The sequence below is a fragment of the Cupriavidus oxalaticus genome, assembly GCF_004768545.1.
In the GTDB taxonomy this organism is placed as follows: Bacteria; Pseudomonadota; Gammaproteobacteria; order Burkholderiales; family Burkholderiaceae; genus Cupriavidus; species Cupriavidus oxalaticus_A.
In genome coordinates this window covers 442,476-464,193 of record NZ_CP038636.1, presented here as the reverse complement: position 1 = coordinate 464,193, position 21,718 = coordinate 442,476, and the positions used below count along the sequence as shown (strand labels likewise).

The 21,718-nt window shown below is 62.7% G+C and carries 24 protein-coding genes and 4 pseudogenes; 16 read left to right on the top strand and 12 right to left on the bottom strand.

What is annotated here, in order from left to right:
- Nucleotides 1-309: 309 nt before the first annotated feature.
- The gene (locus tag E0W60_RS30265) at nucleotides 310-732 is read right to left on the bottom strand and encodes an NUDIX domain-containing protein (protein WP_135706604.1); all 423 of its coding nucleotides are present in this window, start codon (nucleotides 730-732) and stop codon (nucleotides 310-312) included.
- 343 nt (nucleotides 733-1,075) lie between these two features.
- Between E0W60_RS30265 and E0W60_RS37745 the strand changes: the two genes are divergently transcribed.
- The 3 genes from E0W60_RS37745 to E0W60_RS30250 all read left to right on the top strand — a co-directional run bounded on the left by E0W60_RS37745 (nucleotide 1,076) and on the right by E0W60_RS30250 (nucleotide 2,601).
- The gene (locus E0W60_RS37745) at nucleotides 1,076-1,414 is read left to right on the top strand and encodes a CHASE domain-containing protein (RefSeq protein ID WP_240746094.1); all 339 of its coding nucleotides are present in this window, start codon (nucleotides 1,076-1,078) and stop codon (nucleotides 1,412-1,414) included.
- A 42-nt stretch (nucleotides 1,415-1,456) separates the two neighbouring features.
- On the top strand, nucleotides 1,457-2,047 hold the full coding sequence (locus tag E0W60_RS30255; RefSeq protein ID WP_240746093.1) for a PilZ domain-containing protein: 591 nt from the start codon (nucleotides 1,457-1,459) through the stop codon (nucleotides 2,045-2,047).
- Nucleotides 2,048-2,400: 353 nt separating this feature from the next.
- Entirely contained in the window at nucleotides 2,401-2,601 is a 201-nt protein-coding gene (locus tag E0W60_RS30250; protein WP_133093110.1) for a hypothetical protein, read from the top strand.
- 238 nt (nucleotides 2,602-2,839) lie between these two features.
- Here E0W60_RS30250 and phaZ read toward each other — a convergent pair whose 3' ends face one another.
- The gene (gene phaZ, locus E0W60_RS30245; protein WP_135706602.1) at nucleotides 2,840-4,081 is read right to left on the bottom strand and encodes a polyhydroxyalkanoate depolymerase; all 1,242 of its coding nucleotides are present in this window, start codon (nucleotides 4,079-4,081) and stop codon (nucleotides 2,840-2,842) included.
- Nucleotides 4,082-4,618: 537 nt separating this feature from the next.
- Between phaZ and E0W60_RS30235 the strand changes: the two genes are divergently transcribed.
- Nucleotides 4,619-4,888: an ATP-binding protein gene (locus E0W60_RS30235; protein ID WP_135706601.1), complete on the top strand. Its 270-nt coding sequence runs from the start codon at nucleotides 4,619-4,621 to the stop codon at nucleotides 4,886-4,888.
- A 109-nt stretch (nucleotides 4,889-4,997) separates the two neighbouring features.
- Here E0W60_RS30235 and E0W60_RS30230 read toward each other — a convergent pair whose 3' ends face one another.
- A complete protein-coding gene (locus E0W60_RS30230) occupies nucleotides 4,998-5,399 on the bottom strand; it encodes a cupin domain-containing protein (RefSeq protein WP_135706600.1) in 402 nt (133 codons plus the stop codon).
- A gap of 4 nt (nucleotides 5,400-5,403) precedes the next feature.
- A complete protein-coding gene (locus tag E0W60_RS30225) occupies nucleotides 5,404-5,883 on the bottom strand; it encodes a carboxymuconolactone decarboxylase family protein (RefSeq protein ID WP_133093114.1) in 480 nt (159 codons plus the stop codon).
- 479 nt (nucleotides 5,884-6,362) lie between these two features.
- On the opposite strand from E0W60_RS30225, the gene E0W60_RS30220 reads away from it, so the two are divergent.
- Together E0W60_RS30220 and E0W60_RS30215 are read left to right on the top strand one after the other, a co-directional pair.
- Nucleotides 6,363-7,115, top strand: a complete 753-nt coding sequence (locus tag E0W60_RS30220; RefSeq protein ID WP_135706599.1) for an SDR family oxidoreductase — start codon at nucleotides 6,363-6,365, stop codon at nucleotides 7,113-7,115.
- Between the two features lie 29 nt (nucleotides 7,116-7,144).
- Nucleotides 7,145-7,336: pseudogene (locus tag E0W60_RS30215) on the top strand (cupin domain-containing protein); the annotation flags it as partial.
- A gap of 233 nt (nucleotides 7,337-7,569) precedes the next feature.
- On the opposite strand, the gene E0W60_RS30205 reads toward E0W60_RS30215, so the two are convergent.
- The 3 genes and pseudogenes from E0W60_RS30205 to E0W60_RS37735 all read right to left on the bottom strand — a co-directional run.
- On the bottom strand, nucleotides 7,570-8,274 hold the full coding sequence (locus E0W60_RS30205; RefSeq protein WP_195428368.1) for a dienelactone hydrolase family protein: 705 nt from the start codon (nucleotides 8,272-8,274) through the stop codon (nucleotides 7,570-7,572).
- A 632-nt stretch (nucleotides 8,275-8,906) separates the two neighbouring features.
- Nucleotides 8,907-9,143: pseudogene (locus tag E0W60_RS37740) on the bottom strand (hypothetical protein); the annotation flags it as partial.
- Nucleotides 9,142-9,324 (bottom strand): annotated as a pseudogene (locus tag E0W60_RS37735) (hypothetical protein); the annotation flags it as partial. The pseudogenes E0W60_RS37735 and E0W60_RS37740, both read right to left, overlap by 2 nt.
- 64 nt (nucleotides 9,325-9,388) lie before the next feature.
- On the opposite strand from E0W60_RS37735, the gene E0W60_RS37180 reads away from it, so the two are divergent.
- The 10 genes and pseudogenes from E0W60_RS37180 to E0W60_RS30140 form a co-directional block, all read left to right on the top strand.
- The gene (locus E0W60_RS37180; protein WP_167884641.1) at nucleotides 9,389-9,679 is read left to right on the top strand and encodes a response regulator transcription factor; all 291 of its coding nucleotides are present in this window, start codon (nucleotides 9,389-9,391) and stop codon (nucleotides 9,677-9,679) included.
- Complete coding sequence (locus E0W60_RS30185; RefSeq protein WP_240746092.1) at nucleotides 9,663-9,860, top strand: response regulator transcription factor; 198 nt, start codon at nucleotides 9,663-9,665, stop codon at nucleotides 9,858-9,860. The genes E0W60_RS37180 and E0W60_RS30185 overlap by 17 nt, the downstream gene beginning before the upstream one ends.
- A gap of 199 nt (nucleotides 9,861-10,059) precedes the next feature.
- Nucleotides 10,060-10,899: a sensor histidine kinase gene (locus tag E0W60_RS30180; protein ID WP_240746091.1), complete on the top strand. Its 840-nt coding sequence runs from the start codon at nucleotides 10,060-10,062 to the stop codon at nucleotides 10,897-10,899.
- Nucleotides 10,900-10,901: 2 nt separating this feature from the next.
- Entirely contained in the window at nucleotides 10,902-11,546 is a 645-nt protein-coding gene (locus E0W60_RS30175) for a response regulator (protein ID WP_135707097.1), read from the top strand.
- Nucleotides 11,547-11,773: 227 nt separating this feature from the next.
- Entirely contained in the window at nucleotides 11,774-13,135 is a 1,362-nt protein-coding gene (locus E0W60_RS30170; RefSeq protein ID WP_240746090.1) for a hypothetical protein, read from the top strand.
- Between the two features lie 90 nt (nucleotides 13,136-13,225).
- Entirely contained in the window at nucleotides 13,226-14,443 is a 1,218-nt protein-coding gene (locus tag E0W60_RS30165) for a hypothetical protein (protein ID WP_135706596.1), read from the top strand.
- 61 nt (nucleotides 14,444-14,504) lie between these two features.
- Nucleotides 14,505-14,768, top strand: coding sequence for a hypothetical protein (locus tag E0W60_RS30160; RefSeq protein ID WP_092140914.1), 264 nt, complete (start codon nucleotides 14,505-14,507; stop codon nucleotides 14,766-14,768).
- A gap of 41 nt (nucleotides 14,769-14,809) precedes the next feature.
- Nucleotides 14,810-15,025 carry a hypothetical protein gene (locus E0W60_RS30155; protein ID WP_133093121.1) on the top strand — a complete coding sequence of 72 codons (216 nt, stop codon included), beginning with the start codon at nucleotides 14,810-14,812 and terminating at the stop codon, nucleotides 15,023-15,025.
- Between the two features lie 1,025 nt (nucleotides 15,026-16,050).
- Nucleotides 16,051-17,181 carry an aromatic ring-hydroxylating oxygenase subunit alpha gene (locus E0W60_RS30150; RefSeq protein ID WP_133093122.1) on the top strand — a complete coding sequence of 377 codons (1,131 nt, stop codon included), beginning with the start codon at nucleotides 16,051-16,053 and terminating at the stop codon, nucleotides 17,179-17,181.
- Between the two features lie 687 nt (nucleotides 17,182-17,868).
- Nucleotides 17,869-18,150: pseudogene (locus E0W60_RS30140) on the top strand (enoyl-CoA hydratase-related protein); the annotation flags it as partial.
- Between the two features lie 120 nt (nucleotides 18,151-18,270).
- Here E0W60_RS30140 and E0W60_RS30135 read toward each other — a convergent pair.
- From E0W60_RS30135 to E0W60_RS30115, 5 genes are all read right to left on the bottom strand, one after another.
- Nucleotides 18,271-18,654: a hypothetical protein gene (locus E0W60_RS30135; protein ID WP_133093124.1), complete on the bottom strand. Its 384-nt coding sequence runs from the start codon at nucleotides 18,652-18,654 to the stop codon at nucleotides 18,271-18,273.
- Nucleotides 18,655-18,758: 104 nt separating this feature from the next.
- Nucleotides 18,759-19,166 (bottom strand): Hsp20/alpha crystallin family protein, encoded by a 408-nt coding sequence (locus E0W60_RS30130; protein WP_133093125.1) that lies wholly within the window; start codon nucleotides 19,164-19,166, stop codon nucleotides 18,759-18,761.
- Between the two features lie 14 nt (nucleotides 19,167-19,180).
- The gene (locus E0W60_RS30125; RefSeq protein ID WP_135706594.1) at nucleotides 19,181-19,621 is read right to left on the bottom strand and encodes an Hsp20/alpha crystallin family protein; all 441 of its coding nucleotides are present in this window, start codon (nucleotides 19,619-19,621) and stop codon (nucleotides 19,181-19,183) included.
- A 724-nt stretch (nucleotides 19,622-20,345) separates the two neighbouring features.
- Nucleotides 20,346-20,933 carry an NADPH-dependent F420 reductase gene (locus E0W60_RS30120; protein WP_240746089.1) on the bottom strand — a complete coding sequence of 196 codons (588 nt, stop codon included), beginning with the start codon at nucleotides 20,931-20,933 and terminating at the stop codon, nucleotides 20,346-20,348.
- Nucleotides 20,934-20,947: 14 nt separating this feature from the next.
- Nucleotides 20,948-21,700, bottom strand: a complete 753-nt coding sequence (locus tag E0W60_RS30115; RefSeq protein ID WP_135706593.1) for a 3-oxoacyl-ACP reductase family protein — start codon at nucleotides 21,698-21,700, stop codon at nucleotides 20,948-20,950.
- Nucleotides 21,701-21,718: the final 18 nt, after the last annotated feature.

The following is a 21,718-nucleotide window of genomic DNA, read 5'->3' as shown; positions in this document are numbered from 1 at the left end:
ACATATTGCCTGACGTCGGGGAAATCAGGCCTTTCCGCTCTCGCTGGGGCATTTCCCTTCGCTTAAGCCCCAATCGCTGGGAAATCGTTTCAAGCTTTGCATTCTAACCTAAGATTCACGCTCTGGTCACGGCGAAGGGCGCGCGGATGGCACCGTGCAAGAGCAAATGACTCACGCATTGGCACGCACTTCTTCAATTTGAAGCGGTGCACCGCATAAGATGAGCATTGGTGTTGCGATAGGCTGTGCAATCGCAGCACTGGCGATTCCTCCACCACTTTGCGATTGGGGGAAGGATATCCGCTGACCTTAGCTCGGCGGCCCGGCCATGCTCTGAGCCCATTCGAGTATCGGCTCGAACCGAGATGGCAGCAGTTGCTGGGCCTCCGCAAATGTCACCCAGCGGAACTCGTGGTGCTCTGGACGCCCTAGTTCAGCACTAATTGGTAAGCGCACCTCACCGCTCGGTGACGCCGCCAGATAGAAGCGCGCTATCTTGCCGTTCGTATAGGGTTCTGTTTCGCGATAGTCCTTCCCCCAGCGAAGCTCAAGCGTTGACAAGCCGGTTTCCTCCCTGGCTTCCCGCATCGCTGCCGATAATGGCTCTTCGTTAGGTTCTGGTATGCCTTTGGGCATGTCCCAATTTCGATATGCGCGTAGGACCAGGCAGAGCCACTGACCAACCGTAGGTCGGAGCACAACCAATCCAGCAGAATGCTTAATGAGCCTCATTGGCAGTCTCCCTCATACCCAGCATAAAGTAGCGTACTCCACGATCTCGGCGACGTCCGAGCAACTCCAAATCAGGGGCCGGCAACCCCGCTTCTGCTGGCATGCAAACTACAAACGTCGGGGCGGAATCGAGAATGCTTACGCTGCACGCAGAAATGGGTACGCTTGGTTGTGGCAAAGGGGGCAAAGGGGCGGCCGACCCGCTCTCAAGTGAACCTGCTCCATTGGCGATTAAGCTATGGTGTGCTGGCATAACCCGTTAAAAGCTGATTTGTCCATCGCTTACGGACGCCGGCTTTCGAGGGCCGGCTGAGGCGGATGGGTGGTAAGCAATGGGATATCAGTGAGCAGCGGCCGGCTGATTTTCAGCGAAGCCAAGATCCCCCATGTGGGCATCGCCCTGCGTTTGCCGGTGTACCGCAAGGTGCCGAACCTGAACTCCGTGGAAGCCCGCCGCGCTGCTTACGTTGGCTCGCTCGGTGCAGGCATTCGCGTGGCTGATTTGCTGAAGGACCTGGCCAGCAACGAGAACCTGCGCTGGGTCAGGTTCCGCGTCTACGATGCCGGCGACTTTTTGGGACCTCGGCAAAGGGAATGCCCACTTTTCGCGGGAAATGGCGTTGCTGGCTTGGCGCGGCCACAAGCCGACCCCGGACACACTGTTCCAGGCGATCGAGACTAGCCATCGTACAGTGCTGCGGGAAAAAAATGGACAAGGCCTTGCATGACCGTCAGCCGTTCGAGTTCGAATGCCCCTACCGCTCTCAACGTGGGAAATGCCGGCAGTGCCCAGCGAACTCGTCGATGCGTTCTGGCATGCCCATATCCTGGATACCAGGCGCTATGCCGACGACTGCCGACTGCTTTCGTCGTCGAAGATCCGCAGGTCGTCTATTTTCAGGGTAGGCAAGCGTTGGCAGCGGCGTTCCCGCGGCGAATCCGCTACGAAGAACGGCGGCGGCATCCTCGTGCAACTGTGCCGGCCTCTTTGGCGTTCATCTGCGAACTGCGCCTTCAGAACGGTGAGCGGTTGAGACCGGAAATCGGGGACGTGTCACAATCCGGCCTTGGTCTGCGATCGAACGAAAGCGACATCCGTCGGCTACCGATCGGCACGGTCTTGAGAGGCTGCAAGCTCGAGCTTGGCCAGCAGCGCCTGCAAGATATCACGCTGCAGGTAGCGGGATGCGGCCTGCAGTGGCAGGGTCGAAGTGTGATGCACACGCTAGGCTGCGCCTTTGTCTCGCTCACACTCCATCAGCAGACCCTCTTACAGCGACTGGTCTACCAGATCGAACGCGCACGGCGGCAATGATGTTGCGCGCAGCGTTCGCCAAAGCGGCTCAACCTTGCACCGTTTGAAGCTCAGCTTCTCGCGCGAGCTGATTCACTTCCTTACGTGGAGCAGTGATCCAGCTCGCCATGGTCTCGGGAAACGCCTGAGACCTCAACGACCCATGTGCCTTGGCTACGCTGCGCTGCATCGCAGCACACGAAGGGCTTGATTCCGCCGGGCAGACCGATTACGGTAAACGCTCGGTTGTGCGCATACTCAGCGCGTCCTCGCACCGAATCCACTCGCAGTGTCTTCCTACCCTCTTCCGTGGAACTCCATCCACGGACCAGCAGTCGTAGTTCCTTTTTTCGTGCCCGACAAAGGAGCCTGACATGCTCAGTCCACATGAAATCGCCGCGCTGCTACTGCTTGGCGACGCGCATGACATCGACGATCTTGAGCCAGAGCAGCTCGACGGATTGCTGGTCCGCAAACTGGTGACGATGGAGCACGGTCATGGTGGCGATGATGTCCATCCTCGCTTGACCAGTCAAGGTACTTCCATGTTTGAAGCCCTACGCCGCATTGCGTAATGTGGCGCGTGCGGCATGCAGTGCGATTAGCACCGGGAAGGCGTGAGTATCGAAAAGCCCTATCGCGTTGTGACCTGTTTGTCGCGACGGATTGCTAACGCCGAATACCGCACGCACTAGCCTCGTTGAGGAAGCGGTAGGCCAGTGGTGGCCGTCATCGTGCGGGCCGACATCTGAATTCTTGCAAATGTGCCGGTGATGCCAACTGTGGTGTTTGCATGATCGGCGGGCATCGTGGCTAGGTATCCTGTCGAGTCAGCGTGCGGATACCAGGGTAGATTTCTGAGCGCCAGCGGGTGCCAGAGAATAGATCATAGTGGCCGCAGTGGCGCGCTGTCATATGCCGCTTGTCGCGTGCCGCAATGCCGCGACACAGAGCATGCGCCGCGTGCGTCTGTCCGCAGCCGGAAATGGCGTCGTGTTCGCCTTCTATGGTCAAGAGCCTAGTGGCTCGGATGTCTTGCGGACGCACGAGCTGTCCTTGCACGAACCAATTGTCGTGCGCCAGACGGAATTCCTGGAACACGATCTGGATGGTATCCAGGTAGAACTCTGCCGCCATGTCGAGCACCGCGTGGTAGCCATCGCAAACGCGCCGGAGGGCTTCGGCACGCTCGTAGTCACCTGCGGCGCGTTCCAAATAATAGTCCCAATGCGACGCCGCCAACAAACCTGGCTGTGCCGCCATCAAACCGGCAAGCTGCAGGAAGTTCGGGTACACCTTGCGACCGGCACCGGCATAGCGACCGGGCACGGTATAGATCAAATTCCGTTGGAACCACATGAGGGAGTGGTCTGCGGCGAACCTTCCCACCGCGGTAGGGCTGCGACGCGCATCGATCGGCCCGCCCATTAGGATCAGGCTGCGGGGAGCCGGCTCGTCCGCGCTGGCCAACAGCGAAACAGCTGCCAGGGCCGGTACGGTAGCCTGGCAGATGGCAATCACGTGCAGCGGGTCCTCCGTGCCAATCTGACGAATAAAAGCCTGCAGTTCGGTGACATAGTCATCCAGGTGAAACGGCCCGTCCACCACGGGCACACAGCGCGCATCGATCCAGTCCGTCACATAGACGATATGCTCTGCCAATAAGGTTTCGACGACCTCGCGGAGCATGACGGCGTGATGCCCTGCCAGCGGCGCACAGACCAGCACAGCAGGTCTTGTATGGGAGGCGGCGGGGCCAAGAGCGACCGGATCCGGTGCGAAGCGCAATAGGCGGCAAAATGCCCGTTCCAGGACGACTTGCTCCACCACCGGGACGACGCAGCCGTTGTGCTCAATGGCTGCGATACCGAACCCCGGCTTGTCGTCGCTTTGTCCCAGACGGGACAGCATTTCGTAACCAGTGGCAAACATGTGAGCGCCCGGTATCTGCGACAGCGGGTTCTCATGATCGGAAAACGCGCTGGCCGCGTTCGCTGCCCACACAGCGAATGGCGCGAACATTGCACGCTGATACTCCATGAACCGGTAGAGCATTGAAGCCTCCAAGGAAGTACACCGGCTGGAAAGCGGCACGACCAAGCTCGCACCGCGGAATCTCCACTGTGGAGGCCCCATACCTATGCGGGTGCCGGGCCTCTACCAGAGTTTCACTATAGGCGGCGGGGCAGATACTGCTGCAGTGCCAAAGATTGGTGAACCATCCAGGGCGGTAGATATCGGAGGTAGCAGCCCCATCATGGCGGTACCGCTTAGGTAGTCAAGGGCAGACTGGTCTCCGGAATTTCAAGGGTTCTGCCTCCTAGAACATCACCGGTACCTGCTAGGCGTTCCCGGGAGTACAAGATCGCGGCGAGCGCGTCGGCTATGCGTACGTTGCCACAACGGGGGCACGTAGGTCCCCTGGCGGTCATGCACGTGCATGCGATGTGCATTCCGGGCGGCATTAAAAATCGCCGTGGCGCGGGATGCAAAGTAAGTCTCCGTGTTCGTTCCCGGAACGAGCGATGCCCTGCCGATCGCGGCCAGCCATGACATGCGATTCGCACTAATCTGATCAACGCGCTCGAGGCAATGAACGGGGACAGCGATGATATCCGTGAACTGCGCATCAGCACCAGTCAGGCCGACGCTGGCTGTGTGGTTGTGACTGTTTGTGACCCGGGGCCGGGCTTTGCATCGCAAAACCCCGAGCAGGCGTTGGCACCGTCCTTCACGACCAAGCCGACGGGTCTCGGGATGAGGCTGTCGATCTGTCGTTCGATCATCGATGCGCACGGCGGCGAGCTGTCGATCGGCAATGGCGTGCCCCCATTGGATGATGATGCGGGACCTGCTCGCTGATCACGCTGTCGCAACAAGGAAACGCCGACGCTCGCGAGGACGAAGCGTCGGCACAGGAGGAAGAATCAGAATGCCTCAGGCGTGCACCGGCCCGGGAGAACGGCTGGCGCTACATCACCGGCGTGAAGATCGGCGCCCCCTGCTTTTTGATCAGGAGCACGACGAACTTCGCCGGCTTGGTGTTGCTGGCATTGCGCCCAACAGTGTGGAGATCGTCCGGGCCTTCATAGAAGGTTTCGCCCGCCTTGAGCGTGACTTCCTTGCCGCCCTTCACGCCCATCACAATGCTGCCTTCGAGCACGTAGACGAACGCGTGCGCATCATGACGATGCACAGGGTCGTAGGCGCCAGGCGGATACTCCACCGTGATCATTTCCACTTCCTTGCCCGGATAATCGGGCAATGCCTTCGTGGTCAGCGGTTTGACCACGACGTCCGGCGGCGCTGCGTGGGCCAGCTGCACCGACATCGCCAGCAGCAGGCTTGCCGCCATCGCAATCATGCCTTTCATGGCATCACTCCAGATTGGCTTTGTCCAGTCCGAACGTCTTGTCAAACGCGCCCGGCACCATGCGGAACGCTACGTTCAACCGGTTCCAGGTATTGATTGCGCCCACCAGGAAAGTCAGGTCGGACAGCTCCTTTTCGGAATACTGGGTGCGCACGCGCTCGTAGATATCGTCGGGCACACCTTCTGCGGACAGCCGGGTCAACGCTTCGGTCCATGCCAGCGCTGCGCGCTCGCGCGGCGAGAACAGCGTGGATTCGCGCCAGATCGCTACATGATGCAGCCGCAGTTCGCGCTCGCCGTGGATCTTCGCCGTCTTGATATGCATGTCGACGCAGAATGCACAACCGTTGAGCTGCGACGCGCGAATCTCGACGAGTCCGCGAACGTGTTCCTCGATCGTCGTCTTCGGGAACAGGCTGTTGAGCTCCATGAGCTTTTTTAACAGTTCCGGGGATTGCTGAAAGTAGTTGATGCGTTGAGCCATGATCACTCCTGCTAGGTTGGCGGGGATGCTCGCCGGACCTGCGCTGGATTACTGCAGGCACCGCTTGGGAAGAATCGTAGCCTTCGGCCCGCGGCACCAGTAGTGCCGCCAAGGTACCCACTCTGTTGTCGCATCGACACCAATCGGAGCCAGCGTTGGCCAAAGCTGATCAGGGGCTCCTGCGGGTGGGTGCCAAGGCGGCGACGGATCCATCTATCCGATGAAATAGGAAGCAAGCGTCATGTCGTAATCGGCTTGAACAAGGTCTACCATTTAAGCCGAGCAAAGAACTTGTCATCGCAATCAGGCGTTCAACCATGCCACATGCAATCCGCGTTCGTCCAGAGCCGGGCCCTTATCCATAGGGCATGATTGTTCCACAATGGCTTCATACGATGCGACGGTGACAGGCACGTTCAGTGATACCCCCCACACCAGGTGCGCAGCGCGTTCCTCTACCCTGATATGGAGAATCTGCCATGAAGATCGTTGTAATCGGTGGTTCTGGCCTGATCGGCTCACGTCTTGTCACGCTGCTCAATGAGGCGGGCCATACGGCAGTCGCCGCATCGCCGCGTACCGGTGTCAACACAGTGACCGGCGAAGGCCTAAGCCATGCACTGGTGAATGCGGATGTCGTCGTGGATGTGACGAATGCGCCGTCTTGGGAGCCGCAGGCGGTGCTCGACTTCTTCCGCACCTCGGCACGCAATCTCGGCAAGGCCGAGGTGGCTGCGGGGGTGCGCCATCACGTCGCGCTGTCGATCGTCGGCGCCGACCGCATGCCGGACAACGCGTATTTCACGGCCAAGGTTGCACAGGAAGCGGTGATCGACGCGGCCGGTGTGCCATACACGATCGTGCGCGCCACGCAGTTCATGGAATTCATCGGGGCCATCGCGGATTACGGTACGGATGGCGGCACTGTGCGCATTGGCGACGGGATGTTCCAGCCGATCGCTGCGGATGACGTCGCGGCGGCGCTTGCGCAGGTCGCGCTGGGGGCGCCGCTAAACGGCACCATCGACATCGCCGGACCGGACCGCGCGCCCTTCGCGCAGATCGTTTCGCGCTATCTGAAGTCGGTGGGCGACGCGCGCACCGTCGTGACGGATCCCGACGCGCGATACTACGGCGGCCAAGTCGAGGAACTGTCGCTCGTGCCGCTGGGCGATGCGCGGATAGGTCGCACCAGTCTCGATCAGTGGCTGGCGCGCGCTCATGTGAAGTGATCCATAAATTCGGCAGGTAGCTCGCGACGGAAGGCGCCGTGCTGAACCAACTCAACGGCGGACCACTTCGCACCTTCACGAAGGGGCAGAACTTCACCGATATGCCTGGCGACCGGCACGACGTCAGTGCCAACGCGAGCAAGACGGAGCCCGCCAAGCTGCTTGCGGTGTTCGTCGTGGACACGAATGAGACCGTGCTAACCACGCCATTGAAGCGTTAACAGAGCACAGCGCCTGATGTGTGCCGCGACTAACCCTTGCGAGGCGTACAGGTTTGTACGCCAAAGCCGAGGCCGGCGGGGAAAAGCAACCTGGATCATGGGCCAGATGGGACAGTTCCAGCACATCCAGTAAACGAAGCAATTGCCGGGGCGTATTTGCACCCAATGCAATCCACCCGTCAGTTGTTGCGCGTGCCGAGGCCGCGGACGGGATGCTTCCCGGCTGGCGATGATCAGCGCCAAAGGTGGCGCGCGAAGAACGTCAGCGTGCGGTCCCAGGCGACCTGCGCCCAAGCGGCGTCGTACTGGGTACCGGCGATGCGGCCGTCGCCGATGGCCTCCTCGTTGGCAAAGGCATGGTGCGCGAGGTAACGGTGGAACGTCGCGTCGACGCCGCCGGCGCGCAGCTTCTCCTCGAGCTTGTCGAAGTCCTCGGCCGCAAAGAACGCGTCCTGCGCGGCCGAGTGAACGAGCACCGGCACCTTGATATTGGCAGGATCGATCGCTTCCAGCGGCGGCATGCCGTAGAACGGCACACCTGCGTTCAGCTCGGGGATGGAGTTCAGCGACAGCAGTGTCAGCGCACCACCCATGCAGAAGCCGGTGATACCGATGCGGCTGCTCAGGGTGCCGAGGTACTGCACGGCGCCGCGGATGTCCTGCGCCACGGCGTCGCCGAAGTTCAGCTTGGACATCAGGTGGTGGGCCTCTTCCTGCTCGACCGTGCTGGCGCCGCGGTAGAGGTCAGGTACCAGCGCGTAGTAACCGGCACGCCCAAGGCGGTCGGCCACGCCGCGAATCTGGTTGTTCAGCCCCCACCACTCCTGGACAACGATGATGGCCGGCGCGCCGTCAGTGAGATCCGGCCTGGCAAGGTAGCCGTTGACCGACTGGCCGTCGGGACGGATGAACGAGACGGTCTGACCGATGTGTCGCATGATTGGCTGCTCCTGTCGTTTGCTGTGGACCAGATGGGCCGGATGATAGCGCAAGGGGGCGCTCCGGAATGCGCGGGCAGCGGCGCGCAGCGTGGCCAGCTCGCCGGTGGCGGCCTCGTTGGCCGCCTGCCAGATGGTCTGGACCGCCCCGGCCGCTGCTCGATCAGCGCTCAATGTCAGCTCGAGAGTGGCCGCCTACCACCCGAAGCACGTTACCTTCTGGCGTAACCTGCCGCGGAATGTCGTTGTATGTCAGCCTGCCGGGCCTTGCCCCTTGTGGCCGGCCGTAACGGTGAGATTTTCGCTACTCGAGGCGTCCGGCTGCTTGTTGCAGGAGGACCCACACGACTATTCTTCGGTTTGTGTGCCGATGGCTTCAGGTATTTCGTGGCGGAACTGCGCGCCTCCGGCGGGTTCCATACTTCTATGTAGCGCTCCCCGGCAAACGCCGATGTTGCAAGTACCATTGTTACCAGGCCGTACATTAGATTCTTGGCCAATATCGTCTCCGCGTTGTGTTTTGGCGACCGCAGCAAGTCGGCTTCTGGTCGCACCGTATTCTCGCACGCCGGGCGCGAGCCAACTCGGGTGTTCGCCGGACGCGACAGCCTGTTCGTGCACGACCGGAGACGGTCCTTCAGCGCCGGAGGATTGTTCTTGACGATTTCCGCGTCGCGCGGCATCAAGAAATCGACCACGACGTCGATCGCTTCCCCGCCATCTCGCGTTGTGACCTGGCGAACCAGCTGGAAGCGCCGAAGCCCCTCGCGCTGCGCGTATCCATGGCATTAAAGAGCGCCGATCAAGGTCGCGTATTCGCCATCGCCGAGTGCTTCCGCATCTAGCCCTACGTCCACATCGAGCTCCCCATTCCCGATCAATCAAGCCGTTGCGTACATTGCTGACGTGCCCCAGGCTGACTCCGGAGATTTCCGACAACTCGGTGACGCGCCAAGCACGGTCGGGCCCGCGCAGCATGGCGCGTAGAACCCGGGCCGACTTCGGCCTGAACAGCGACTTTAGTTCGCGTTGTTCGGCGGCGGGCTTGTCTGCCGCCCACCCGGGGGGCTGCTATCTGCCAGAATTGCGGGCTTCATCCCGTCCCAGGCAACACATGCAGGCTCAAAGCATTCTCTACGCCACGCTGACGCAGCGCGAACTTGAAGTCCTGGGGCTGATCGCATCCGGCATGAGTTGCCGCGCCGTTGCCGCTGCATTGCAGATCAGCGTGCTGACCGCCCGCAAGCATCGCAGCAACTTGCTGGCCAAGACGGGCTTGCGCAATGCGGCGCAGCTTGCCGCCTACGCGGTGGCGCACGGCTTTCGTCGATCTCGCGCGGCCCATCGAGGCGGCAATGGCGGCGCATCCGGCGGGCGTGCCACCGGCTGTGCTGACGCAGCGTGAGCGTGACATTGCGCAACGGGTAGCAGCGGGGCATACCAGCAAGCGGATTGCCAGGGAACTCGGCCTGAGCAACCTGACCGTGCGCAAGCATCGGGAGAACCTGTACCGGAAACTCGGCGTGGGCAATGCGGCCGGCGTGGCGATCTATTGCCTGCGCCATGGCCTCTGGCGCCATGAGTGAATCCCTGTGCTACCGGAGATACGGCATTGGCAGTATTGCAAGCCGCGTGCGCGCGGCGGGATGATGCTGCGCAAGGCTTGACCGCGAAGTCCGGAAAGCCAGAGCTGGCGCGGGATTCATGGAACTGTATGTCAATTGAATAATATTTAAAAGAGATTTTCGCGCGCTGGAGAGTTTGTTGGTTTCAATGGGGACAGGCATGTTGCAGAACAAGAATGCCGGGGCGGCGCCCGGGGACAGCGACGGGCTTGTCCCAGGGGGCGCGCCCGCGTACCAGGCCAATCGTCCAGTGCGCGGGCGGCGGCGCGAGCAACAGCAGGCCATCCTCGACGCCAGCCATGCGGCCCGGGAGTGTGAGCGGCAGCGCATCGCCTGCAGCCTGCACGACGAAGTGGGCCAGGCGCTTGCCCTCGCGCTATTGCGGCTGGGCCAGTTGGAGAAGCTGGCATGCCCGCCGCAGGCACGCGCGCTGATCGGCGAGGCGCGTACGCTGGTGGCGGAGGCTGCCGCCAGCGTACGCGCGGCGACGATCGATCTCGGCCTTGGCCTGCTGGCGCAGGGGCCGCTCGACGACGCGCTGCGTAGCCTGGCGCATTGCGCAGGGGAAGGATCGAGCGGGGTTCCCCGCCTGCTGCTGGATCTGCGCGGCCCCCAGGCGCCGCTTGAGCAAGCTGCCACCGCGGTGTTGCTGCGCGTGGTGAAGGAGCTGCTTGCCAACGTTCGCAAGCATAGCGGCGCATCCCAGGTGTGGGTGCGTACGGCCTGTAAGCGCGGCCACGTCACGGTCAGCGTGGAGGACGACGGCCGTGGCTTCGATCCGGGCTCTGTTGCCGGCCAGGGCAGTGCTGGGGGCGGTTTTGGCCTTCCCAGCAGCGCGGCACAGCTTCGCGCGCTGGGGGCACGCCTCGAAGTGGGCTCCGCGCACGGCAGCGGCACGCACGTGCGCATCGTGATGCCCACGGGGCACTGGCGGGCGGCGGGCGTCGATACCGGCGGCTCGGCGCACCGCGACGTAATCCACACCATGCCGCGAGGTTGAGCATGCCGCAAACTCGTGTTTTGCTTGCCGACGATCACACGCTCTTCCGGGAGGGACTTGCCGCCTTGCTTGAGCGCGAAGCGGACATGACCGTTGTCGGCCAGGCCGGCGACGGCATGGAAGCCTTGCGCATGGCGCAGGCCTTGCTCCCGGACGTGATCGCCCTCGATCTCGGCATGCCGGTACTCAACGGCATCGACGCGCTCTGCCGCATCGTGCCGGACGTGCCCTCGGCGCGCGTCCTGTGCCTCTCGGCGCATGGCGAGCAGCGCAGGATCGCCGCCGCGCTGGACGCCGGCGCGCTTGGCTACCTGCTCAAGGATTGCGCCTGCGACGAACTCGGCAAGGCCATCCGCACGGTGGCGGGAGGACGTTCCTATCTCAGTCCCGAGGTGGCCACCGCGATGGTCGCCAGCCTGCGCTGCGCGCGGCACCACGGCTCGATCGAGCCGAGCGCGCAGCTCAGCACGCGCGAGCGGCAGATCCTGCAGTTGCTGGTGGAGGGGCACTCCACCCGGGAGATTGCCGAACGGCTGCACATCAGCGGCAAAACGGTGGGTACCCATCGCGAGCACATCATGGCCAAGCTCCAGGTCAAGGGCATTGCCCAGCTGACGCGCTACGCGATTCGCGAAGACCTCTTCTAGGCGCTACGCCGCCGGCGGCCGCGATATCCGTGCTGCTGATGCGCGAATCAGCATTCCTGAAGGTGCGAATCAGGCCGCGGCACAGTTCGGCGGCGCCCGCGATAACCGACCATGAATGCCAGACGAACGGTGCATGCGCGATGGCGGCGGGGCACGGCGCGTCGGCGGAGGGTGGGGCCTGGATGCCGCCACCGTCCCTTCTCGGCAAACGATCTGGAGCAAAAAAAATGGCAAACGTCGATACCGTGGGTCTGTGGAAGCAGTGGATGGGCGCCCTGCAGGCGACCGCCTTCCCCAATGGCATGTCCGCACAGCAGCAGTTCAGCGCCGGCTCAACCACCCTGAACGTGGACCTGGGCAACGCCGACCCGGACATCATCAATGCCTATGTGTACGGCATCGGCGATGTCGTGCCTGCCAACAGCCCGGCCTATGCGCCGGTGGGCGGCCTTCTGGCCACGTACGCGACCTTCCTCGACTGGATCGACCTTGGCGCCATGGTTAATCCGAACCTGGACAGCCAGGTCAACCAGGCCGCGGCGGCGCTCAATGCCGCGCAGACCGCATTCAACAATGTCCAGGTAGCGGCCTATACGGCTTACGGGGCGTACAAGAACGTCAATCCCTCGCCGCCTCCCTTCCAGACTTGGGTGCAGCAGAGCTATCCGTCCTACCTGAGCGCCAACAATGCGCTGATCGGCGCCGCCAGCGCGTATGACGAGATCATGATCAAGGCCTATGGGGCCGGCTATAGCGTGGTGCAGCAGGCGCGGGCCAAGGTGGGCATCAACGGCGCGCAGAGCATGACGCTGCAGAACCCGTACAACATGCCGGTCAAGGTGGGCAGCGTCGCACCCGCAGGCAGCCAGCCGGTGGTGATCGGTGGCACCAATCCGGTGCCGGTGAACAACCTGATCTCGGCCTTCGCGCCGTCCTATTCCCTGCAGGCGTTTAGCGCCAAGTACGCCGAGTGGCAGCAGGCCAGCGTCGCCGGCAAGAACAACGCCGGCGCGTCGATCTCGGTGACTTCCGCTTCGAAGACTTACGACTTCGACGAGTTCGGCTGGAGCACCTCGGTAGACGCCAGCCTGTTCGGCGACTTCTTCTCCTTCTTCGGCAGCGGTTCGGCCAGCGGGCAAAAGACCAGCATCAATACCACCAGCAGTGACTTCAGCCTGACCGTGGACTTCACCGGCTTCGGCACCTTCCCGGTCGGCCCGGGGCTGTGGTGGGACAACGGCGGGCTGGTGTCGACCTACCATCAGCGGCTCAAATCCGGCGCGCCGGCCTTCTTCGCCGACAGCGGCTCGCTGGCGCGGATGGCGACGCAGATCGTGGTGGGCTTCCAGCCGACCGTGAAGTTGAAGATGGCGGCCAGCGACTACAGCAACGTCAAGAACACCTGGCAGGCGCAGGCGACCGCGTCGATCGGCATCGGCCCTTTCCGCATCGGCTCGGCCACGGTGTCGACCAACGGCACCAAGCAGGACATCAAGTGGGACGATGCATCTGCCACGGTCACGATCGGGCCGGTCAGCAGCACCCTGCCGATCCTGCTTGGGGTAGTAAGCCAGCAGCTGGGCACCTGAGGCCGTCGCGATCGCAGTCCCTCGCGCGCTCGGGCGAGGGGCTGCGCCGCCCAGCCGTTCATCCTGTCCATCCTGCCGGGAGGTCTCGCCGTGCTATCCGACCTTGCGCTCTGGCGCATGTATGCCGCGGCACTTGCCGGCCATGCGGGCGTGGCTGGCAACGACGTGTTCTCCGTCGCGGGGGCCGCCACCTTCAGCGGACTGGGCAACGCGGATGCGCAGGTGGGCAACTGGTGCACCTACCAGCTGGGCGACGGCATTCCCGCTGCCGCGGGTGTCTACGCGCCACACAGCGGCTTGTTTGCCGCCTACTGGCTTTGCCTGAGCTACCTGGTGGAAAGCGCCGCAGGGCAGCCCGCGCTGTTGCGGGCGGCTGCCGGGACGGGCAGCCTGCAGGCCGACCTCGCGCGCTACCGCCAGGCGGTGCGGGCGTGGCGGCCCGGGCCGCCCATGCCCGCGGGCGTCAACGCCGCGGCCAACGCCATGGCGCCTGCGCAAGCGCATCAAGCGCTGCTGGCGGCGTTGGGTGAACGCGTGCCGGCGCTCACGGCAGCCCTGAATCGCTGCTTGCTGGCATCGCAACAAGAGGCCTCGGACCTGAACATGGCCGCCAGCCTCTATGCGGCGGGCGTGGTATTCCGCTGCCCGCAATACGCGCTCGATGGCTGGCCTGCGGGGCTGGCCGCATGGCGCGCGGCGCCGGCCGGCGGCGCTACGGCCTGGTCGGTGTTCCTGCCGCCTCCGGCGCTGGCCGCTCCGGCCGGGGCCGCGCCTGCTGCTGCCTTGCCGGCGGCGGGAAGCTGGCCTTCCTTCCTGGGGCTGCAAGGCGCCGGCGGCGCGGCGGTCGCGGATGCAATCAACGCGGCGCCGCTAGCGGCCATGGTCGAAGGTGCGCCGAATGGCCTGCCTGACGGCGTCAACGGATTGGCTTTGTCGCTGGGTGGGTTCGGCGTCTTCGCGCTGACTCCTGGCAGTTGGTTCGACGCCGGCCTGCTGGATGGCGGCCAGGCCGCGCTGCCGGCGGGGGCGCCCGACTTCTTCGGGGCCGCCGGCGCGCTCGCGTTGCTGCCAACAGGAGCGGTCATCGGCTATCAGCCGCGCATCGCGCTGCGCGCGGGCAGTCCGCACCAGGCGCAGGCACTCGCTGCTTCGCTGACGCGGGTCGGCCCCTTTGCCGTTCAGGGCGCCGCCCAGGATGCCCCGGGCGCCGTGGCATGCCGGGGCTGCAACGGTACCGAAGTCTCGTTCGATGGCAGCGGCTCGGATGTCCCGGTCTTGCTGGGCGTGATCAGCAAGCCGGTTTCGTAGCGCTGGCGGGAATACGCCCACCGGCACGTCAATCGCAGTAGCGTTTTCAAGGAGAGCAACCATGATGGACGACTGGAAAGTCAGCGCGTATCGCGACCCCGCGAACGGCCAAGGCGTCTGGGTGTACTACGAGAATCCGAACTTCCCGGCTATCCATATGAGCCGTTGCGTTGACAATGCCACGCGCGACCATATGGCGACGAACGACCGCACCGCTTACTACTACGGCAATAACCAACCGCCCACGTTCAACAACGCCGCCGTGCCGATGCCTACCCGGATCACGCTGGAGGCCGCTTGGCGCGACTATTTCACCGTGATGTGAAGTTCACCGTTCCACACGTTGCATCCTTCAAGGAGCCAGCCATGGCCAAGTATTGCCAGGAAAAATTCACCGAAGCCAACAACGGAACAGAGGTCAAGGTCTGCTGGCGGCAGGACAAGCACGTCCACGACGCCACGCTCATCACCACCATCGAGCTCTGGCTCCAGGCCCAGCGGGGAGGGCAATGGGGTGTGCGCCCCGGCAGCTATGAGTCCAACCTGTCGTCCTGCGCCGTGAACGCGGTCAGCTTCGACTAGTGCGCGATCCAGGGCGGGGCCGGTGCTCCCGCCCGACAGGGCCCTGACGTTCTGCCGCCGTAGTCGCCTTCTCACCCAACGGTTCGAGCGAAGACTGTTATGCCTACGCTGAACAAGCTGGGTGAATGGTCCACCGCGCAATCGCGTTCGGCCTTTCATTCGTCATCCGAAGCAGGGTGATTACTACGGAATTCCAAACTTAACCGCTGACGTGCCGGTGACGTACAACGTCTCGAATGTGGCTCTGCCAAGCTCTAAGACCAATCTGATGACGGTCGACATGGCATGAGTGATCGGCGCGACGGCAGAATGACATTGCCGCGTCCATCGACTTCGAAATATGGGATGACTGGAGGATGGGAATCCACTGTCCAGTCGAATGCGATGGATCCGACCACCACCGCAGGCTTTTGCATATAGTTGGGCCCTGCCCCTTCGCAGGCAGCCTTGAGCTCTGGCGAAGCAGGCTTGAATTTGCCAAGAATCGAAGCAGTCAGCTAGCCGACAAGTAATGCGGCAAAGCCGGCCGGCATTGTGCTAGCCACGTGACCATTGCTGCGGCTTGCCGGTGTTCATATTTGATCCTCTTCAGACGGGGTTGGGCGCAAGGGCACGGCGGATGTCACGCGAAATGTACCGTTCTCGATAATAGTTATCAAATTTCAACGCAAAAAGTGGAATAAGACGCACTTAAGTCAGGGCTGCCAGTAAGGCAATGTTATCGGGGGACTCAGCGGCAGCAAGCGGCCACTTTCGGCCATTGCCCGGCGCTATAGCGTCGGCAGTTGTGCGTCGGCTCCGTACCAGGCACCGGACGCTCGCTACCCCGCCACCAGGATGTGTGGGGGTCGATTGGCCGAAGGTGGCCATGACCTTTAGCCTTCCACAATATCAACCACAATATGGAAAGAACGGGATTCCGGTGAGTTCGGTAGACTTCGCGTAAACTGCGCCGAATCCCCGTTCGCTAATTGGTCGGCGTGTGGCGACGGTCGAAGCTCCCGTTATACGAGGAGGCGTCACGCATGCATACAGTGCCTTTGCCGGATAGCCATGCCATCGACCCGCACGCTAATGCGCCCGTGCGCGACCTGCGCCGTGTGCCCATCCATCCCGATCACTGGTTCCCATTGGCTTGGTCAAATGAGGTCAAGCGGGGCAAAGCCCACGGGGTGCATTTTGCCGGCGATCCGATCGTACTGATTCGTACCGTGTCCGGTACGATATTCGCACTGGAGGATCGTTGCGCACACCGGCAGGTGCCGCTGCACGCGGGCGTGGTGGAAGGCGAGTCCATCCGCTGTGGCTATCACGGCTGGACTTATGACTGCACCGGCCGCTGCATCGATGTGCCATACCTCGGGCGTGAGCGCCTGCCCAACGGCGTGCGTGCCTATCCCTGCCGCGAGGTGCACGGCCTGATCTTTGTCTTTCCTGGCGATGGGGCGCTTGCCAAGGAGCGGCCGCTGCCCGCTCTGCCATCGGTGGCGGACAAGGCGTACAAGACGCGTCGCTTTGGCCGCGAGGTCAAGTGCCACTACTCCTTCATGCATGAGAACCTGATGGACATGAACCACCAGTTCCTACACCGGCGGCAGATGGGACAGATGCGCGCGCGCTCGCTGGGCCGCCGTCGCGGAGAGGACTGGGTGGAAGTGGACTACACGTTCGCGCGCATGGAAGGCAAGCAGCCTGTGGGCGAGGCGCTGGTGTTTGGCGCCAGCAAGAAGAACTGCGACCGGGACAACAAGGACGTGATGACGGTGCGCACCATATATCCGTACCAGACCCTCCAGATCCGCTCGGGCGACGGCACGTTGGTGATGGACCTGTGGATCGTCTACGTGCCGCTGGACGCGGCGCAGCGCACCAACCGGACGTTTGGCCTGCTTTCCATCCGCAAGCCCGGCATTCCGTTTGCACTGGACCTGGCATGGCCGCTGCTGGTCTGGTTCACAGAACGCATCTTCAGGGAGGACCGCTGGATCGTCGAGCGCGAGCAAGAGGCCCACGACAAGCAGGGGGGCGACTGGAATCACGAGGTATTTCCGGTAATCAACGAATTGCGAGACCTGCTGCGCAACTGCGGCGGCCGCGCCGTCATCCCGCTCCGCGAGGTGGTGACACGGCCTGACGGCGAGGCCAACGGGGACTAGGGTATCGAGATAGCAGTTGTACTTTGGACGCGGCCGTTCACCTCCCGGTACTCGCGATGGCTATGACGGGTCGGTGAGAGATTGTCGGAGCTTCGCACTTGTCATCCTGCGGAAGCTGGCGCGACTGCGGCGATTGGACGCGCTATCTTCCCCGAAATCCAGGCTTTATGTGAGGTGGCTTGGGGCACAGTAGCGCCGGGGGCGGAATTCAGCGGTTCGCCGACGTCAGGCGAATTGCTGGTAAGCGGACCGTCAATCGCTAACATTATCTCGGTTGGCTCTTATGGCTCGGCAATGCCCTGTTGGATGGGGCGTTGTGCCTTCACAGAACACGCGCATGGCGTGGTCAGAAAAGCGGCATGTCGCCCTGCCTTTTCGAACTAGAATCCTCAGAGGAGGTGCCAATCATGTCAGCGATCAAGTACATTAGTCCGGACCATCCTGCCTACCAGGCCGCGCTGCATAGGACAACCCGCTACCCTGCGGAGCACGTCACGTTGGCTGCTAGCACCAGAAAGCGGCTGCGCCCCGGTGTACCGCATCGCAAGATCGGGCGCGGTAAGGTTGGCATCGGCGGCAGGGGCAGCGGAAAGTAGGCGCTTGAAGCGCCGATGACCACGGCCGCAACAAACCAGACACCGACGGTTTCTGTGCCTGTATGCTGCCTGACCGCACTATTGTGCTCCGATAGTGCTGGCGCTGGATGGCCACGTCGCCACGCTGACGCTGAGCCGCCCGCCCGCCAACGCCTTCACCGCCGACGGCCTGTAGCAGCTGCGCGATCTGGTGGCGAAGATCGATGCCAACCCCGAGATCCGCGCCGTCGTCGTGACCGGAGCCGGTGAGAAGTTTTTCAGCGCCGGCGCCGACCTGAACGGCTTCGCCGACGGCGACCGTGCCCATGCGCGCGCGATGGCGCAGCAGTTCGGCAGTGCCTTCGAAGCGCTGCAGAACGCGCGCCCCGTGGTCCGTCTGCAATTCGAAGCTGCTGAGTTCACGCGGCACCCGTTTGTCACATACAGCCGCGCCGAGCATGAACTAATCGGGCGACGACGGGGCTCGATGATGAAGGCATCCCGCTTTTCTCGCTTACTGAATACTCGGCACGATTCCAAGCTTCTCGGCCAGCATTCGTTCGTAGACGCCGAAGTGCAGATCGACCTCGGCCTGACTGACTACCACGACGTCGAAATTCACCTGATCGGATTTGAGCCCGAACATGGTCGCCAACGCCACGTCGAGGTGAGGCGCGACATCCCTATCTTTCGGAAAGGTTGTGCCGACGCTTATTGTGTACGTCTTTTCACTGTCCGCGGTTACCTCGACCAGGCGCGCCGCTGCACTGAGATTGTTTTCGATGGCAATCCTGGCCAACTCCGCCACACTTCGCGTCTTCTCCGTAGGGAAGCCGCGCACGCACCGGATGCGAACGCGGTGTTTGCCCAATGTCATCCAGTCGGAATCAAACTCCATGTCTTATATCCTTTTGCAATGCCTATCTGCAAACCGGAGAATGCGCCATGCCGGCGCCTGCGGCGCGGCATGGCGCGTTCATCCTGGCTTATCCCAGCCCGGACTCAGGAAACACTGACGTCGATGCGTCGCGGACGCGCGGCTTCACGACGTGGAATCGTCAACCTCAGTACGCCGTCCTGCAGGTTCGCCTCGATCTTCGTCGAATCGAGGTCGGGACTCAGCGAGAACGTCCTCGCGAAACGCGGCTGCCGGATTTCAGCGTGTTGTACCCGCAGGCCCGAGGGCATCGATACGATAGCCTGCGCCTCGATGCGAAGGTTCCCGTCATGGACGCTGACTTCCAGCTGGTCGCGGGTCACACCAGGCAGGTCCGCCCACAACGTAACGCCCCCCGCATCCTCGACGATATCGACCGGCGGGAGCAACGTCACGGTAGGCATCGCCTTTTCATCCTGGGCTGGTGCGACAGCACCTTGAGGCTGTGCAACGACTTGATTCATCTCTGACATGGCAATCTCCCGGTTCACTGGACGGCAATCGCGCGTGCCTTGGAGGCTTCCCGCTTGCCCACGCTGATCGACAGGCAACCATTCGCGTAGCGAGCCTGAACCTTGTCAGGATCGGCGCTTTGCGGCAGCTCGATGACGCGCCTGAACGAGCCGACGAAGCGCTCACGCGCATAGCGCTTGCTATCTGGCGAGTCGTCCGCATAGGAAGGACCGCGCTCTCCACTGATCGTCAGTAGCCCCTTGTCGATAGAGACCTCCAGGTTTTCCCGTTTCAGCCCGGGCGCGAACGCAACGATCTCGATGGTGTCGTCCGTCGACCCGATATTCACCGGCGGGAAGGCGCCGGAGCGCCCGGAGCGGATACTGGAGGGGAAGCCGCCAAACACGTCCGCCATCTGCCTTTGCAGGCGGTCGAGTTCACTGAAGAGATCGGCTCCAAAAACTGCGTGACTCATGATCTTATCTCCTTCAAACAGCAAGGAGGCGAAGGGGCTTGCGCGCTCCCGTTCGCCTGCCTTGGTGGCAGCAAACAAACAGAAACGCAGCGCGACGTCGCGACTGCTTGAGCCGGAAATAAAAGCAGCTAGTCAGATTTCAAGAGTACGATGGAGCAATTATTTTGGGGGTTGCATACAGCACCCTCCCTCGGCCCGCCACTTGTGGCGGCCGCATCTGGCGCTGGCTCGCCATCATCTTCGGCTTGCACGAACCGCTCAGCGGCGCCGTTGGGCAGTACTGACGATTCCTGTGCAACCGGAATACGATCGTGCCCGTCAGCCCCAAAAGCGCGTACAAACAGGTCGCGATTTTCCCTGAGTTGCCTTACTGAGTGACGTAGATACCTCAGAACACGATATGCGGTGTCCGGGCTGTCACCCTCTGCCTGAATATGCCGGATATGGGTGATCTGTATGCGGACGCGCTTGCGAGATTCTTCGATTGCCCGGTCTTGCCGCAAGCGTCGCGCGTCAACAGGGCTATATGCAACCTTTGACATGGTGCGCTCCCAGATTGCAAAGGCATCACGAATGGTCACTAAAGCACAGGTGCAGAACGTCCGAGCTGGGTGAGCCAGTATCGGACCAATCAACGCACACCGGGCGACTCGTCGCCCTGCAAAAAAATTTAGGAAAAGAAGGCTGTTGTGTCAACGAAGCGGGGGCAGCAGCTTTGCGAGCGTCACGATTGCCCGTTCTGTTCTGCGCGCTGCGGCGAGCCGCTACGGGTCAAGCTGGCGGAATCAAAATGGCGTAGCCGGCCAGAAAGCGTGGCCACCTCGGCTTTGGCGTTCGCATCGTCACCGGATAAAAACAACACGCGGCGGCCACCTTCTGCTTGCGGATCGCCAGACACCAGTGCGGGTTGCAGGTGATTGAACGCCTTGACAACACGCGCGCCGGGCACGAGGTCTGCAAACACTGCGCTCGAAGAGCGGCCATGCAGGTCCGCGGGGCGAAACAGCGGGGCCTCAATTGGATTGTTTGCGTCGACGACAGTCCGCCCGCCAAATTCGGGCAGCCCGCTCAGTGCCAGTGGCAGCTTCGACCAGTTCGCAGCCACCAGCACGATGTCCTGCGCTGTGGCTGCCTCGCGCGTGCCCGGGCGAATCGAAGGCCCGATTGCTTTCACGGCATCCCGAAGCGTTTCAGGCCCACGACTGTTGGCCACCACCGCCTGGATGCCGTGCCGAGCCAGCGCCGTGGCGAACGCCATGCCTATCGCGCCCGCGCCGATGATGCCAATGGTCTTTCCGTAGCTTGCTTGCATGACGAACTCCTTGTTCAAGCGGTGAAGCCGCCATCGGCAACGATCTCGGCACCCGTCACGAAGGCTGCGTCCGGGCCGGCGAGGAATGCCACCACGCCGGCAATCTCATGTGGCTGCCCGTATCGGCCCAAGGCAATGCCGGGCCCTACGATCTCGCTAACCGGGCCGCCGGCGGGGTTCATATCGGTGTCGGTCGGGCCAGGGTGAACGGTGTTGACCGTGATGCCTTTCGGCCCCAGATCACGCACCAGACTGCGATTGAAGCCGGCAATTGCACCCTTGGTCAGCGTGTAGAGCGATGCCGTGGGAAACGCTGCGTAGCGCACCATCGACGAACCGATATGGATCACGCGCCCGCCCGCCTTCATATGCCGCACCGCTTCCTGAGTGGCCACAAATACGCCGGTCACGTTCACTGCAATCATGCGCTCGTAGGCGTCGAACGGGATGTCCTCGATAGCGCCGCCCAGGCCCATGCCAGCGTTGTTGACGAGGATATCGAGACCACCGAATGCGTCGACCGTCGCGGCCACGGCTAGGCGCACCGCCGCGGGATCGCCCGCGTCTGCGGCGAGCGCGATGGCCCGGCCGCCGGCCGCTTCGATCTCGCTTACTACCGTGGCGGCTTTATCCGGTGAGGCACTGTAGGTCAGCGCCACGGCCGCGCCGTCGGCGGCCAGGCGGCGGGCAATGGCGGCGCCGATGGAGCGCGAACCGCCAGTAACTAGGGCGATCTTGCCGGACAGGGAAAGCGTCTGTTGAGTCATTTTTAGCTCCGGTTAGGG

Coding starts and splice junctions, on each gene's coding strand:
- E0W60_RS30265 (WP_135706604.1), bottom strand. CDS start 732: ATGAGGCTCATTAAGCATTCTGCTGGATTGGTTGTGCTCCGACCTACG.
- E0W60_RS30255 (WP_240746093.1), top strand. CDS start 1,457: ATGACCGTCAGCCGTTCGAGTTCGAATGCCCCTACCGCTCTCAACGTG.
- E0W60_RS30250 (WP_133093110.1), top strand. CDS start 2,401: ATGCTCAGTCCACATGAAATCGCCGCGCTGCTACTGCTTGGCGACGCG.
- phaZ (WP_135706602.1), bottom strand. CDS start 4,081: ATGCTCTACCGGTTCATGGAGTATCAGCGTGCAATGTTCGCGCCATTC.
- E0W60_RS30235 (WP_135706601.1), top strand. CDS start 4,619: ATGAACGGGGACAGCGATGATATCCGTGAACTGCGCATCAGCACCAGT.
- E0W60_RS30230 (WP_135706600.1), bottom strand. CDS start 5,399: ATGAAAGGCATGATTGCGATGGCGGCAAGCCTGCTGCTGGCGATGTCG.
- E0W60_RS30225 (WP_133093114.1), bottom strand. CDS start 5,883: ATGGCTCAACGCATCAACTACTTTCAGCAATCCCCGGAACTGTTAAAA.
- E0W60_RS30220 (WP_135706599.1), top strand. CDS start 6,363: ATGAAGATCGTTGTAATCGGTGGTTCTGGCCTGATCGGCTCACGTCTT.
- E0W60_RS30205 (WP_195428368.1), bottom strand. CDS start 8,274: ATGCGACACATCGGTCAGACCGTCTCGTTCATCCGTCCCGACGGCCAG.
- E0W60_RS37180 (WP_167884641.1), top strand. CDS start 9,389: ATGCAGGCTCAAAGCATTCTCTACGCCACGCTGACGCAGCGCGAACTT.
- E0W60_RS30180 (WP_240746091.1), top strand. CDS start 10,060: ATGTTGCAGAACAAGAATGCCGGGGCGGCGCCCGGGGACAGCGACGGG.
- E0W60_RS30175 (WP_135707097.1), top strand. CDS start 10,902: ATGCCGCAAACTCGTGTTTTGCTTGCCGACGATCACACGCTCTTCCGG.
- E0W60_RS30170 (WP_240746090.1), top strand. CDS start 11,774: ATGGCAAACGTCGATACCGTGGGTCTGTGGAAGCAGTGGATGGGCGCC.
- E0W60_RS30160 (WP_092140914.1), top strand. CDS start 14,505: ATGATGGACGACTGGAAAGTCAGCGCGTATCGCGACCCCGCGAACGGC.
- E0W60_RS30155 (WP_133093121.1), top strand. CDS start 14,810: ATGGCCAAGTATTGCCAGGAAAAATTCACCGAAGCCAACAACGGAACA.
- E0W60_RS30150 (WP_133093122.1), top strand. CDS start 16,051: ATGCATACAGTGCCTTTGCCGGATAGCCATGCCATCGACCCGCACGCT.
- E0W60_RS30135 (WP_133093124.1), bottom strand. CDS start 18,654: ATGGAGTTTGATTCCGACTGGATGACATTGGGCAAACACCGCGTTCGC.
- E0W60_RS30130 (WP_133093125.1), bottom strand. CDS start 19,166: ATGTCAGAGATGAATCAAGTCGTTGCACAGCCTCAAGGTGCTGTCGCA.
- E0W60_RS30125 (WP_135706594.1), bottom strand. CDS start 19,621: ATGAGTCACGCAGTTTTTGGAGCCGATCTCTTCAGTGAACTCGACCGC.
- E0W60_RS30120 (WP_240746089.1), bottom strand. CDS start 20,933: ATGCAAGCAAGCTACGGAAAGACCATTGGCATCATCGGCGCGGGCGCG.
- E0W60_RS30115 (WP_135706593.1), bottom strand. CDS start 21,700: ATGACTCAACAGACGCTTTCCCTGTCCGGCAAGATCGCCCTAGTTACT.